Annotated in this window: 13 protein-coding genes; 11 read left to right on the top strand and 2 right to left on the bottom strand. The window is 44.7% G+C overall.

The features are described from left to right. The first annotated feature begins 207 nt into the window (after positions 1-207). The 8 genes from DWX91_RS11045 (at position 208) to DWX91_RS11010 (ending at position 8,441) form a co-directional block, all read left to right on the top strand. Complete coding sequence (locus DWX91_RS11045) at positions 208-1,104, top strand: fumarylacetoacetate hydrolase family protein (RefSeq protein ID WP_243099032.1); 897 nt, start codon at positions 208-210, stop codon at positions 1,102-1,104. A 264-nt stretch (positions 1,105-1,368) separates the two neighbouring features. Then, positions 1,369-2,163 carry an SDR family oxidoreductase gene (locus tag DWX91_RS11040; protein WP_107001269.1) on the top strand — a complete coding sequence of 265 codons (795 nt, stop codon included), beginning with the start codon at positions 1,369-1,371 and terminating at the stop codon, positions 2,161-2,163. Positions 2,164-2,436: 273 nt separating this feature from the next. Continuing rightward, positions 2,437-3,684 carry a dicarboxylate/amino acid:cation symporter gene (locus tag DWX91_RS11035; protein ID WP_118471818.1) on the top strand — a complete coding sequence of 416 codons (1,248 nt, stop codon included), beginning with the start codon at positions 2,437-2,439 and terminating at the stop codon, positions 3,682-3,684. 129 nt (positions 3,685-3,813) lie between these two features. Further along, the gene (locus DWX91_RS11030) at positions 3,814-4,992 is read left to right on the top strand and encodes a pyridoxal phosphate-dependent aminotransferase (RefSeq protein ID WP_107001267.1); all 1,179 of its coding nucleotides are present in this window, start codon (positions 3,814-3,816) and stop codon (positions 4,990-4,992) included. A gap of 279 nt (positions 4,993-5,271) precedes the next feature. Beyond that, positions 5,272-6,015, top strand: coding sequence for a gamma-glutamyl-gamma-aminobutyrate hydrolase family protein (locus DWX91_RS11025; protein ID WP_182427972.1), 744 nt, complete (start codon positions 5,272-5,274; stop codon positions 6,013-6,015). A 35-nt stretch (positions 6,016-6,050) separates the two neighbouring features. Further along, the gene (locus DWX91_RS11020; RefSeq protein WP_118471822.1) at positions 6,051-7,388 is read left to right on the top strand and encodes an alanine/glycine:cation symporter family protein; all 1,338 of its coding nucleotides are present in this window, start codon (positions 6,051-6,053) and stop codon (positions 7,386-7,388) included. 101 nt (positions 7,389-7,489) lie between these two features. Further along, on the top strand, positions 7,490-7,777 hold the full coding sequence (locus tag DWX91_RS11015) for a putative quinol monooxygenase (RefSeq protein WP_182427973.1): 288 nt from the start codon (positions 7,490-7,492) through the stop codon (positions 7,775-7,777). Between the two features lie 118 nt (positions 7,778-7,895). After that, complete coding sequence (locus DWX91_RS11010) at positions 7,896-8,441, top strand: flavodoxin family protein (protein WP_118472006.1); 546 nt, start codon at positions 7,896-7,898, stop codon at positions 8,439-8,441. Between the two features lie 136 nt (positions 8,442-8,577). Here DWX91_RS11010 and DWX91_RS11005 read toward each other — a convergent pair whose 3' ends face one another. Further along, positions 8,578-8,910 (bottom strand): winged helix-turn-helix transcriptional regulator, encoded by a 333-nt coding sequence (locus tag DWX91_RS11005; RefSeq protein ID WP_118471826.1) that lies wholly within the window; start codon positions 8,908-8,910, stop codon positions 8,578-8,580. Positions 8,911-9,140: 230 nt separating this feature from the next. On the opposite strand from DWX91_RS11005, the gene DWX91_RS11000 reads away from it, so the two are divergent. Both DWX91_RS11000 and DWX91_RS10995 read left to right on the top strand, forming a co-directional pair. After that, positions 9,141-9,524, top strand: coding sequence for a nuclear transport factor 2 family protein (locus DWX91_RS11000; protein ID WP_118471828.1), 384 nt, complete (start codon positions 9,141-9,143; stop codon positions 9,522-9,524). 11 nt (positions 9,525-9,535) lie between these two features. Beyond that, positions 9,536-9,745 (top strand): hypothetical protein, encoded by a 210-nt coding sequence (locus tag DWX91_RS10995; RefSeq protein ID WP_118471830.1) that lies wholly within the window; start codon positions 9,536-9,538, stop codon positions 9,743-9,745. Between the two features lie 220 nt (positions 9,746-9,965). Here DWX91_RS10995 and DWX91_RS10990 read toward each other — a convergent pair whose 3' ends face one another. Then, entirely contained in the window at positions 9,966-10,904 is a 939-nt protein-coding gene (locus DWX91_RS10990) for a LysR family transcriptional regulator (protein WP_118471832.1), read from the bottom strand. Between the two features lie 781 nt (positions 10,905-11,685). On the opposite strand from DWX91_RS10990, the gene nifS reads away from it, so the two are divergent. Continuing rightward, complete coding sequence (nifS, locus tag DWX91_RS10985; protein ID WP_022358754.1) at positions 11,686-12,873, top strand: cysteine desulfurase NifS; 1,188 nt, start codon at positions 11,686-11,688, stop codon at positions 12,871-12,873. Positions 12,874-12,905: the final 32 nt, after the last annotated feature.

Genomic DNA, 12,905 nt, shown 5'->3' with positions numbered 1-12,905 from the left:
TTAGACACGTTATGGTCCATAACCATTTACCTATACGTCCATATTCGAAAGAGAGTTGGAACATTTTTGGTGGGAATGGTAAAGTAATGTCAGAAAGAAACAGAGAGCTTCATGAGGTTGGGTTTCAGACGCTGAAACAAAATGAAAAGAAACAGACAAATAGAACTTCTGAAGAAGCAATCTCTGACAGATAAAGGAGGAAACCATATGAGATTTGCAACTATCAAAGTGAACGGAACAGAACAAGCCGGTATCGTCTTAAAGAATGGAGTGCTTCCGATTGAGGCACTGAATGCAGCAAAGGGAACTGCATGGGCCGAGGATGTCATGAGTCTCATCCAGAAGCAGCAGATTCCGGGACTGACAAAATGGTATAACGCAGGCGGCAAGGAAGAGCTGGAAAGTATTCCGGGACTGGTTCCGAGCGAGAAAGTTGTATACGGACCGCTCTACCGCAACCCGAAACGTATCTTTGGTATCGGCCTTAACTATGTAGACCATGCCGGAGACATCGGTTCTGCAGCTCCGAAGGGATTTCCGGGAAGCTTCTTCAAGCAGGCAGACACCCTGATTGGTCCGGGCGATGAAATCCTGCTTCCGAAGTTAAAAGAAGCACAGAAAACCACCGCAGAGGCTGAGCTTGGAATCATCATGGGCAAGGATTGCAGAGATGTATCCGAAGAAAACTGGCAGGATGCCATCGTCGGTTACACCACCATCCTTGATATGACCGAGGAATCCATCTTAAAGGGAAATGATTATGTAAGCGGCAATCCGAGATATTTAACTATCGTAAAGAACTTCCCGACCTTCTTCTCCTTCGGTCCGGAGCTTGTAACTCCGGATGAGGTACCGGATGTCAATGAACTTCTGGTTCAGAGTGTTCACAACGGTGAAGTTCATGCAGAAAACGTAGTAGCAAACATGACCCACAGACCGCCGCGTCTGGTATCCCTGCACAGCAGCATCCAGCTGGTACGCCGGAGACATCCTTTCCACCGGAACACCGAGAGCGTTCCACATCCAGGATGGCGATGTAGCAGAGTGCCGCATCACCGGACCGGACGGATTCGAGATGACACCACTTGTAAACCCGGTTGTTGATTTAAAGAAACATCCGGAGAAAGAAGCGTAAAAAATGAGATTTCATCCGTGATGGATGGAGATAAAAATGGGCTGCATGGTGATTTCCCCCAAATAGAATCGCCTTGTAATATGTACCGGGGATGGCGTGAAAGCGCCATCCCAATTCCAAGAAACTGACACATATCAGATACATTTGGGAAATAAGATACTTCAAAAAAACGAAAAATTCAAAAAGAACATTCAAATCATTTTATATATTCATTTTAAGCAGGAGGTAGCAACATGGATTTAGGATTAAAAGACAAAGTAGTTCTCTGTATGGCATCAGCAGCCGGACTTGGCAAGGGAATTGCAACCGAGATGGCAAGAGAAGGTGCAAAGGTTATGATTTGTACCGCAGAACCGTTTAAAGATCAGCTTCTGGAAGCACAGGCTGAGATTGAGAAAGAAACCGGAAACCGTCCGGAGACCTTCCTCTGCGATGTTAACAAGGCGGAGGACATCGAGGCACTTGTAAAACACACCGTTGAAACACTGGGCGATATCTACGCACTCGTAAATATGTGTCCGGGTCCGAAGCCGGGACCGTTCGTAAGCTTTGATGATGCGGCATGGGAGGGCGCTTTTGAGATGTGCCTGCTCTCCTACGTAAGAACCATCCGTGCGGTACTCCCGTCCATGAAACGTCTCGGCGGCGGTCGTATCGTAAACTCAACTTCTTCTTCCGTTAAGGACTGCCTGGACAACCTGATTCTTTCCAATACCATGAGAATGGGCGTTGTCGGCATGAGCAAGACCCTGGCGAGTGAGGTCGGCAAAGACAATATCTTAGTCAATGTCATTGGACCAGGTCGTATCGGCACCGCAAGAATTGAGAATCTGAACAAGATGCGTGCAGACAAGGCTGGCATCAGCGTAGCAGATTACGAGAAGGAAGACCTGAAGAAGTTCCCGATGGGACGCTACGGCACCATCGATGAATACGGACGTCTGGCTACATGGCTGTGCTCCGAGGCGAATACATACGTATCTGGTCAGACCATCCTGTTAGACGGTGCGATGACAAGAGCATACTAATTGCAAAACATGGCAAAGATGCATTTCCGGAATGCAGGACATCCGGAAGAGTTCACGGAAGGCATGTTTTGCAGGTGAATTGGGAAATTTACCCGGAACTGCAGATACCTCTCTCCCGGAGGACATTTGGGGAAATGAAATCTGGGAGAGAATATAGCATAGAGGAGGTTGTTTAAAGCAGGCACTTTTGAAATAGAAAGTGCTGTGAAACAACATGGTGGTCACATATGTGTGAACAGTAAGTGAGGGTATTGCATAAGAAGGGGAATATTCATGAAAGAAAAAAAGAAATTGAGCTTGGCGACAAAGACGTTCATCGGTTTTGGTCTTGGTATTGTCATCGGACTCGTATTTGGAGAAAAAGCAACCATTGTAAAACCTCTGGGAACCATCTTTTTAAATATGATTAAAATGATTGTCGTTCCGATGGTATTCTTTTCCATCACAGCGGGAGTCGCGAGCTTAGGAGACTTGAAAAAGCTTCGGAACATTGGCGTGAAGGTGGTTGGACTGTATGCGCTGACATCTGCACTCTGTGTAGGATTAGGGCTTATCATGGCAAACATCATCAATCCAGGAAAAGGATTTGATTTAACCGCGTTATCACAATCGACTGATTATGAGGCGCAGGCGATGCCGAGTATCATTGATACGTTAATCGATATGTTCCCATCCAACATTTTCACTTCTTTTACCAACACAAATATGCTGCAGATTATTGTATTTTCGGTATTCTTAGGCGTAGCACTTATCATGATGGGAAAAGAGGGGGAACGCCTTTTAGCAGGTGTACAGAGCTGTGCCAATGCAATGTATAAAATCACAGCCATTGTTATGGAGTTTTCTCCGATTGGTGTATGTGCACTGTTAGCAGATTCAGTTGGTGCATATGGTCTGAAAATCTTTGGACCGCTCGGAAAGCTGATTCTCACGGTTCATGCTTCCGATGTAATCCTTGTTTTACTGATGTATATTCCGATGGTAGCGCTTCTGGCAAAGTTCCCGGTAAAGAAATGGCTGCAGGGTATCTGGAAAGTATGGGTTGTAACGGCCAGCACCACCAGCAGCAGCGGTTCTCTTCCGATCACAACCTCTGTTACGAATGATGAGTTTGGTGTATCTTCCGAGTTATCATCGTTCTCCCTGCCGCTTGGCGCAACCATCAACATGAATGGTGGATGTATCTACTATGCAGCGGCTATCGTAATGACGGCACAGATTTATGGAATGAACCTGACACCGTCCGCATTGGTAAACATTATTATTTCTACTGTATTAGTAGCTATGGGCTGTCCGGGTGTTCCGGGAGGCGCGATCATCATGACCACGATTCTTCTGACGAACATGGGACTTCCGCTGGAGATTGTAGGTCTGATTGCCGGTATCTTCCGACTGATTGATATGGCAAATACAACCTTTAACGTAACCGGTGATGTGGTAACCACCATGGTGGTAGCACGTAGCGAGGGCATGATGCATACGCTGGGAACTGGTGCGGAAACCGAGACAAAGGCAGCGTAAGGGCTGGAGAACAGAAAAACGGAATTCCGGCCGGCTACCAGGAAAAATAAAATATTCTTGGAAAAGTGTCAGCAGATGCGGACCAATGAGAATCTGAGAGTATATGCAGAATGAAAAGGAGATTTTATTATGGATAAATTATTCGCAAAAAGAATGGATGAACTGGTTCCGTCTGGAATCCGTAAAGTAAACGAAAAGGCGCTGGCAATGGAGCGCGCAGGAGAGACGGTCATTCACTTTGAGTTAGGACGTCCGGATTTCGATACACCGGAATACATCAAGAATGCCTGCATCGAGGATATCAAAAAAGGCGATGTATTCTATACTTCCAACTTTGGTACCATGGAGCTGCGGGAGGCGATTGCCTGGAAATTAAAGACGCAGAACAATGTAGAGTACAAACCGACTGAGATCATCGTCAGTGTAGGTCTTTCCGAGGCAGTTTTTGATGTCATGGCAGCAATTCTCGACGAGGGCGATGAGGTTCTGGTTCCGAATCCGGGCTGGTTAAACTACTTAAATGTTCCGAAGCTTCTGGGCGCGGTTCCGATTACCTATACATTGAAAGAGGAGAATGATTACCAGATTGATCTCGATGAGATTCGTGCAAAGGTTACCCCACGGACCAAGGCACTCGTTCTTATCACTCCGAGCAATCCGACCGGCGGTGTGCTGGCAGAGGATGTGCTGAAAGAACTGGCAGAGATTGCTGTGAAGAACGATATCATGATTATATCAGATGAGGTATATGAGAGACTGTTATACGATGATGCAAAACACATCAGCATCGCCTCTCTTCCGGGCATGAAGGAGAGAACCATCACATTAAACGGCTTCTCCAAAGCATACTCCATGACCGGCTGGCGTCTCGGCTACGCAGCCTGCAGCGAAGAGATTGTCAAGACTGTCAATAAGCTGCATCAGCACGTGGTTACCTGTGCAAGTTCCTTCGTACAGAAAGCCGGCGTCGTAGCGCTGAAAGAAGAGAAGAACGAAGTAGCAGACATGGTAAAAGAGTATCAGAGACGTCGCGACTATGCAGTTAAAGCAATCAACGAGATCGACGGACTGAGCTGCCGCTGCCCGAAGGGTGCGTTCTACATCTTCATCAACATCGAAAAACTCGGCATGAGTGGACAGGAATTTGCCCCGTTGCTTCTTGAAAATGCCAAGGTAGCAATGGTACCGGGCGATGTATTCGGAAGCGAAGGCGACCACTATATCCGTATGTCCTTTGCAAACAGCTATGAGAATGTTGTTGAGGGATGCAAGAGACTGAAGGAATTTGTGGAGAAGATTCGTAAGTAATTTTAGAATTATAGAGAAATAGACTTCATACAACCTAATACACATATAAAAAAATTGAGCAGGTTGTCATATCCAGAAGGTGTGGCAACCTGTCTGAGTATTATTTTGCTTTACAGTTTGTCCTTTACAGATGTTTGTTAATGACTGGAGACATGATCCTTCAACTTGAACAGTTCTTAAGAGGAAGAGAACTGCAAATGCTGTATAGGAGCAAGCTTATAGAAAGATCGCTTTGCAAAAAAAATTATTATAATGACAAAACAGGAGGGGAACAAACAAATGAAAAAAGTCATGTATGTAGAACGAGAAAGAGACGAACACGGGATGTATGATGGCATTTCAGATGCGATGAAAAATCTGGATACAGAACTGGTTATTTCATTGGATCCGAAGGTGGTTGAAGAGTGCGATGGCATCTTGTTTCCAGGCGGTCTTCCGGATGTGGACCCGGCTCTCTATGGGGAAGAGAACCAGGGCAGCAAAAATCTGGACCGGGAACTGGATGAGCTTCAGCTTGCAGTTGTGGACGCGGCCGTTAAGGCTAAAAAACCAATTTTAGCGATTTGCCGAGGAATGCAGCTTGTCAACATATATTTTGGAGGAACCATTATTCAGGATCTGGAAAAAGGCAATATGCATACATATGAGTCAGGTGAAATTAAGCTGCATAATACGATTAATATCCGGAGAACACCGTTTGAGCTGATGTATGGGGCGAGCGGAATTGTAAACTCTGCACATCATCAGGCGGTTAAGAAGCCGGGAAAGGGATTTAAGATTGGCCAGGTATGGTTTTCCGGAATCCTTTCAAAAGAAGAAAAAGAAGAATGGATGAGAAAAATTGAAAATGAAGAAAAAGTTGAAGTGGAGTGTAAACGAAGCTGCATTATAGAGGGAATGGTCCATAAGGAACTTCCGATTATCGCGGTTCAGTGGCATCCGGAACTGATGCATGCGGATCCGGTTAGTGGAACGTTGGATCAGGATCGGATGTTTGTATATTTTGCATCTATGTACGAGTAATAAGAAAGCAGAGCTTATTAAGAAGGGAGATACGTATGGCAATCTATAATGCAATTATGGCGTTTACTGGGTGGATGTGGACACTTCCGATGCTGATTGTTCTGATTGGCGGAGGTCTGGTTATCACGGTCGCCTGCGATTTTGTACAGATCAAGCATTTTGGACATATGCTTAAGACAACCTTTGGAGATGCAGCACATCATAAGGATGAATCAGGTATTTCCAGCTGGTCGGCTATGGTGGCTACACTGGCCAACACGATCGGAACAGGAAACATCATTGGTGTCGGCAGCGCAATTGCACTGGGTGGACCGGGAGCTGTCTTTTGGATGTGGGTGATTGGATTTATCGCGATGGCTTTAAAATATGCGGAGGCTCTGCTGGGCGTTTACACACGGCAGAAAGATGAAAATGGACAGTGGCGTGGCGGAGCCAATATTTATCTGGCGAAGATATGGAAACCGCTTGGATGGATTTGGGCGGTATCCTGTTGCTTTGGTATGGGAATTGGCTGCGGCGTACATACAGGAGCCATTACATCATCCGTTGCTACGTTTGGCGTCCAACCAATGATTACAACCATTATCTGCTGCGTGATTATTATTGCAGTTCTCCTGGGCGGATTAGGTGCCCTGGTAAAGGTAACCGATAAACTGGTCCCGACGATGGCATTTATTTACATGGCAGCGGGAGCAATCCTGATTATTTTAAATATTCAAAATTTTGTTCCAGCATTTGTATCTATCTTTACGAACGCATTTACCGGAACGGCAGCAACCGGCGGATTTGCAGGAGCGGCGCTCTCAGCTACGATTAAAAATGGATGCGCAAGAGGTGTTTATTCGAATGATGGCGGAAACGGAAGTGCAAGTATCCTTCATGCCCAGGCGAATACCAATGAACCGGTAAAACAGGGAATGTTCGGTATTTTTGAAGTATTTATGTGTACGATGGTTATCTGTACATTCAGTGCGATGGTTATTTTGGTAACTGGAACATGGACAACAGGTGCTCCGGGTTCTGTCCTTGCAATCAATGCATTTGGCACGATTGGCTTAATCGGAAGACTGGTAGCTTCCATCAGCTTGATTTTGTTTGCAGCATCCTCGGCGTTATCCATGTCAACTTCTTCCGGAATTCTGGCAGAGAACCTGCTCGGTAAAGCAGCCAGAAAAATAATGCAGGTGCTGGTAGTTGTATTTTGCTTCTTAGGCGGAACGGTTGGTGTAGATGCAGCTCTGCCGTGGGTAGATGTCGGAAATATGATTATAATTTTAGTTCATGTCATTGGCATTATGTTCTGGGTTCCGAAAATGCGGGAACTGACACTTGATTACTTTAAACGTCTGAAAAATGGGGAAGTAGAGGCGTAAGAGGATGATTTTGTGGATGGTTGCAGTGTAATCGGCACTATTGAAATACAAAAACGTGTAAACTTGAAAGTATTAGTATTAAATAAATGGGAGATGGAAAGATGACAAACTTTGTTGCAGTACTGACGATTAAAAGCGGGAAAAGAAGTGAATACGCAGCGGAACTCAGACGCTTGCAGCTGATTGAAAACTTCCGCAAGCAAAAGGGTAATATTTATTATCAGATTGGTGAATCGATCACGGACTCTGATAAAATGGTAGTATCCGATGCCTGGGAAAAGGAGGCTGATTTTAAAGCGCATTGCAGCTCTGAACTGGTTCAGAATGAGTGGAATGAGCTTTATAAAAAATATGTAGAAGCAGAAGTATCAGATGTCTATGAAAAATAAAGGCCGGTAAATGGTAAAGCTGAAGGACATTTAGGATAGAATTACCTAAATGTCTTTTGGCTGCTCCGGAAATAGGGGGCAGAGTATTGATATATATTCAAGCATGGAGGAAGAGTTTGTGAATAAGAAAATTGTAATTTTAAATGGAAGCCCGAGGGAAAAGGGAAATACAGCTGCATTAGTAAATGCATTTTCAAAAGGCGCCGAGGAGGCCGGAAATACCGTCCGGATTTTCTGGCTTGGAAAGATGGAGATCCATGGCTGTAAAGGATGTTTTGGAGGAAAAAATGAGGAAGAATATCCCTGCGTCCAAAAAGATGATATGCAGCAGATTTATCAGCCGGTGAAAGAGGCAGATGTCGTTGTTATGGCATCACCGCTATATTATTGGAATATGAGTGGGCAGCTCCGGACGGCAGTGGATCGTTTGTTTGCACTTGAAGAAGGAAATAAAAATTACCTTCGCGGCAATAAGTCATCTGCACTTCTGATGGCAGCGGAAGGAAATGGGTTTGAGGATGCGGTGGTATATTACGATCACCTGATGGAATATTTAAGATGGAAAAATCTGGGCCATGTCCTGGCGGGCGGCAATATGATGCCGGGAGACGTTGACGGGAAAAAAGAAGTGGAACAGGCATATGAATTAGGAAAAAGCATTTAATTTATGTCTATTGCTGCCCATTTTCGGAAAATAAACGGTTCAAAGGCATATTTGAATGGAAGAGCGGAGTGAAGAGCACAAACGCCGGCCATCACTTTTTAGAAGAAAAGCCAGGATGGCGTTTGTGGGTATGAAATTATAGCCGATGCTTGTCACCCCAGTCACACATTCCGTCTAAAATGGGAATCAGGGACTTTCCGCGCTCGGTTAAGCTGTATTCTACTTTTGGAGGAATTTGTGGGTATTCTTCGCGATGAATTAATTGATCCATTTCAAGTTCTTTTAGGGTAGAACTAAGTGTTTTGTAAGAAATTCCACCGATATACTTTTTCATTTCATTGAAACGGACGACACCAAATTCCATCAGGGTATAGAGGATGGTCATTTTGTATTTTCCGTTGATTAATGACAGTGTGTAGCTAAATCCAGTGGTTTCCAATTGTTCTTTTGATATGCAGCGGGCCCCCATTTTACACTCTCCTTTTGGTTAGTATTGCACTTTTATGTGCGTACTTGTTCTTTTGATTATTATTGATATAATTATAATATAGTTATTAAGTAAAGTCAATTTGAACCGAAAAGAATGTGCGGATGGATGTCCTCTTACATAAACAGCTTGGACACCGCGAAAGAAAATAAACATATAAGGCAAATTGCTTTACATAAAATTAAAATGTATTCATTAAGGAGGAAACGATTATGAGAGCAGAATTAAAAGAGTATCAGGCGGTAGAAGAAGCAGCAATGAAATTTGTTAAGAGTGTCGCAGAGGGAAACAGTAAATATGCGAAAGAGCTGTTTACCGATGAAGCGGTTCTGTTTGGCTATCTGGATGGAAAACTGGAGCATGGTTCGATTGAGCAGTTTTATCATAATGTAGATACCGTTCCTGGTGGAGACAATTTTAAAGCCCGCGTTGATGTACTTCTGGTAGAGGAATCACTTGCGGTTGTACGTGTTCTGGAAGAAGGCTGGGGCAATCGGATTGATTTCACAGATGTATTGCTTCTGTTAAAGATGAATGGTGAATGGAAGTGCGTAGCGAAAGCATACAATCAGAATTCCAACACGATTCAGCGGTAATTAAAAAATAGTTGTTTGGATTTGGCGCAGCGGTTCTTGTAACTGCTGCGCATATTTTGGATGATAGGAAACTTTTTAATCATACCGAAATAGAAAGTGAGGAAAAGATGAAAAAGCTTTGTAGTAAACCCATATCTATTTCTAATGCCAACCTATATGATGATTCAGTGGATATTATGATGATGGCATGGAAGAGCAGTGCAGGATTGATGAAAAAGTGATGAGCAGGCTGCCACATTGAGGGAGATGTGGCAGCCTGTTTGGAACATGGCAAAAGAAGTATATTGACCTACTATATGAATTCGAAAATATGGTCAAAGGACTGGAGCTGGATCAAGAGGAAGTTTAAGCAGAAGAAGCAAATGCGAAAAGCACATGAAAGACATTTGGGAACAATAGAAGACTTTCATGTGCTTTTTGTGCTTAATAGAGCCTATGGCTTTATTCTTTTATTTTGTTTGCTTCCAGATTCCGGTAATACTCCTTCACCATATCGATAAAATCCTTCGCGTGTGGTGAAATAATGCTGTTCTTCTTATATAAAAGCAGCAGCGGCACGCTGAACGGTGGATTGTCTACGGTGAAGAATGCAAGCTGCTCCACGTGGGCAGTGTGGCGGATTCCGCCTTCCGGGAGGAAGGTGATGCCGAACCCTCTTGCCGCCAGGTTGACCGAAGTCGTACTGCTGGTGGTGTATAGGGCATCCTTTGGTTCCATATTCATCTTGGCAAAGAGGTTTTTCATGGCGTGTCCCATGACCTGATCCTCCTGCAGCAGGATGAAGCGTTCCCGGCGCAGCTTTTTCATGTCGATTGGAAGCGGATGGTCCGGAGTGCCTGCTTCCAGACCGCGGATAGCCGGATGGTCCTTGCTGGCTACCAGAAGGAGGCGCTCATTGAAGACGGTGTCATAGACGAAATCATCCAGATTGAGCGGCATATTCATCAGAGCGAAATCGATCTGATCCTCCTGTAACAGCTTGGAAAGCTGGGCAGTGTGGTGTTCACGTAAGGTGATGCGGACATCCGGGTGGCTTTCAGAGTAGCTTGGCAGGATATCCGGCAGCAGGACGGATCCGCGCCACAGCGTCATGCCGACATTCAGAGTACGGCTGCGCCCCGTTTTCAGCTCGCCGAGCTGTTCCTCAAACTGCCCGGTCAGGACTCCGACACTTTCCAGATAACGCATATAGATTTTTCCTGCCTCAGTTAGTTTGAGCGGCATATGGCTGCGATCGAAGAGCTTGACACCTAATTCCTTTTCGGTTCGTGCGATACACTGGCTTAAATATGGCTGTGACAGATATAATTTTTCAGCCGCTTTGGAAATGCTTCCCTCACGGACGGTGGTAATAAAATACTCCGGGTTTTTAATATACATTTTTCCGCCTCCATTTAGCTTAATTAGCCTTTGCTTTATAGGACTATTTTTAAATGCTTATATTATTGTAAAAAAACAATATTTATATTCTCGTTCCGGGGATGGTATTTCAAGTTGATGCGTGTTATATTATAGCCATCAGGAAAAAACAAGAGTTTTCACTTAGAAGTATCCTAATAATATATAATAATATTACAATAGCGATATGTCAAGTGAAGAACCGACCTGATTCTATACCAATCCCTTTTATGTATAAGTATTGACAGGTATCCGTTACCAGTTTATTTCTTTTTATTTATGTAAACCCTATTGCATCAACCCTCCATGTGCGGTCAGAAGCCAATGACAGCACTACAGCAGTTATCCGAAGATTCCCTCTTGGAGGATAACATGCGTTTCCACGGAATTGCTGCCGATTGGGTAACGGATTTCAAGGCAGAAGTGGAGCAAAGATTTAATAAAAAACCGTTTAGTCAGGAGTTGACCCCTCCTAGCTGGACGGTTTTTTATTGTCTGGATAAGTAAGGTGGAATAGCTTGAGCACATTATATACCCCATTTTTAACTAGGTTTTTTCAAAAACCCGCTCATTCTTGCTTGTATTTTTTCAATTTTCCTATATAATAATAAAGAACGTAGATGAAGCTTTTACCTTTATTGCTACAAACTATGTACGCAGCAAATGTTTACAGGCGGGGAGTTCCTGCCGTGAGATTCCGTGTGATACAATCACAATAAAGGCAGGCGTGCATACACTAAGAAGAAAGGCGGATTTATTAGTTATGAAACAGTTGATTTATCTGGACAATGCGGCGACAACCAAAACGCGTCCGGAAGTAGTGGAGGCAATGCTCCCGTATTTTACGGAGTATTACGGCAACCCGTCTTCCGTTTATGAATTTTCGGCAGAGCCGAAGAGAGCGATTGCACAGGCCCGCGAGACGATCGCGAAAGCGCTGGGCGCAAAGTCCAACGAGATTTACTTTACCTACGGCGGCACGGAGTCTGATAACTGGGCGCTGATTTCCACAGCAGAGGCATATCAGGCAAAGGGCAAGCACATTATCACGACCAAGATTGAGCACCATGCGATTCTGCACACCTGTGAGTACCTGGAGCAGAGAGGCTTTGAGGTTACTTATCTGGATGTAGATGAGTTCGGTGTTGTTAAATTAGACGAGCTGGAGAAGGCGATCCGTCCGGACACCATCCTCATCTCTGTTATGTTTGCAAACAATGAGATCGGTACGATTGAGCCGATCAAGGAAATTGGTGAGATTGCGAAGAAACACGGCATTTTATTCCACACCGATGCGGTACAGGCATTTTGTCATGTTCCGATCAATGTAGATGAGTGTCATATCGATATGCTCAGTTCCAGCGCCCACAAGTTAAATGGACCGAAGGGAACCGGCTTCCTTTATATCCGTACCGGATTAAAGACTCGTTCCTTCATCCACGGCGGCGCGCAGGAGCGTAAACGCCGCGGCGGTACCGAGAATACGGCTGGTATCGTAGGATTCGGCAAGGCAGTTGAGATTGCGATGGCGACGATGGAAGAGCGCACAGCAAAAGAAAAAGCGATGCGTGACCACCTGATCGAGCGTGTATTAAAAGAAATTCCATTTGCACGCCTCAACGGACATCCGTCCCAGAGACTTTCCAACAATGCAAACTTTGCATTCCAGTTCATCGAGGGTGAATCCATGCTGATCATGCTTGACATGGAAGGCATCTGTGGTTCCAGCGGTTCTGCATGTACCTCCGGATCCCTGGATCCGTCCCATGTACTTCTGGCGATCGGACTGCCGCATGAGATTGCACACGGTTCCCTGCGTCTGACCCTGTCAGCCGAGACAACCATGGAGCAGATTGATTTCACGGTAGACTGCTTAAAGAAGATTGTAGAACGTCTTCGTTCTATGTCTCCGCTGTATGAGGATTACATTAAGAAACATCCGCAGCAGTAAGATTTAGACATTTTAAGCAAAATGAACATTCA

Origin of the sequence: Clostridium sp. AF22-10 (assembly GCF_003478725.1) — a bacterium.
Taxonomy (GTDB): domain Bacteria; phylum Bacillota; class Clostridia; order Lachnospirales; family Lachnospiraceae; genus Otoolea; species Otoolea fessa.
The sequence above is the reverse complement of the archived record's forward strand: the minus strand, read 5'-3'. Positions and strand labels throughout refer to the sequence as shown.

Coding starts and splice junctions, on each gene's coding strand:
- DWX91_RS11045 (WP_243099032.1), top strand. CDS start 208: ATGAGATTTGCAACTATCAAAGTGAACGGAACAGAACAAGCCGGTATC.
- DWX91_RS11040 (WP_107001269.1), top strand. CDS start 1,369: ATGGATTTAGGATTAAAAGACAAAGTAGTTCTCTGTATGGCATCAGCA.
- DWX91_RS11035 (WP_118471818.1), top strand. CDS start 2,437: ATGAAAGAAAAAAAGAAATTGAGCTTGGCGACAAAGACGTTCATCGGT.
- DWX91_RS11030 (WP_107001267.1), top strand. CDS start 3,814: ATGGATAAATTATTCGCAAAAAGAATGGATGAACTGGTTCCGTCTGGA.
- DWX91_RS11025 (WP_182427972.1), top strand. CDS start 5,272: ATGAAAAAAGTCATGTATGTAGAACGAGAAAGAGACGAACACGGGATG.
- DWX91_RS11020 (WP_118471822.1), top strand. CDS start 6,051: ATGGCAATCTATAATGCAATTATGGCGTTTACTGGGTGGATGTGGACA.
- DWX91_RS11015 (WP_182427973.1), top strand. CDS start 7,490: ATGACAAACTTTGTTGCAGTACTGACGATTAAAAGCGGGAAAAGAAGT.
- DWX91_RS11005 (WP_118471826.1), bottom strand. CDS start 8,910: ATGGGGGCCCGCTGCATATCAAAAGAACAATTGGAAACCACTGGATTT.
- DWX91_RS11000 (WP_118471828.1), top strand. CDS start 9,141: ATGAGAGCAGAATTAAAAGAGTATCAGGCGGTAGAAGAAGCAGCAATG.
- DWX91_RS10990 (WP_118471832.1), bottom strand. CDS start 10,904: ATGTATATTAAAAACCCGGAGTATTTTATTACCACCGTCCGTGAGGGA.
- nifS (WP_022358754.1), top strand. CDS start 11,686: ATGAAACAGTTGATTTATCTGGACAATGCGGCGACAACCAAAACGCGT.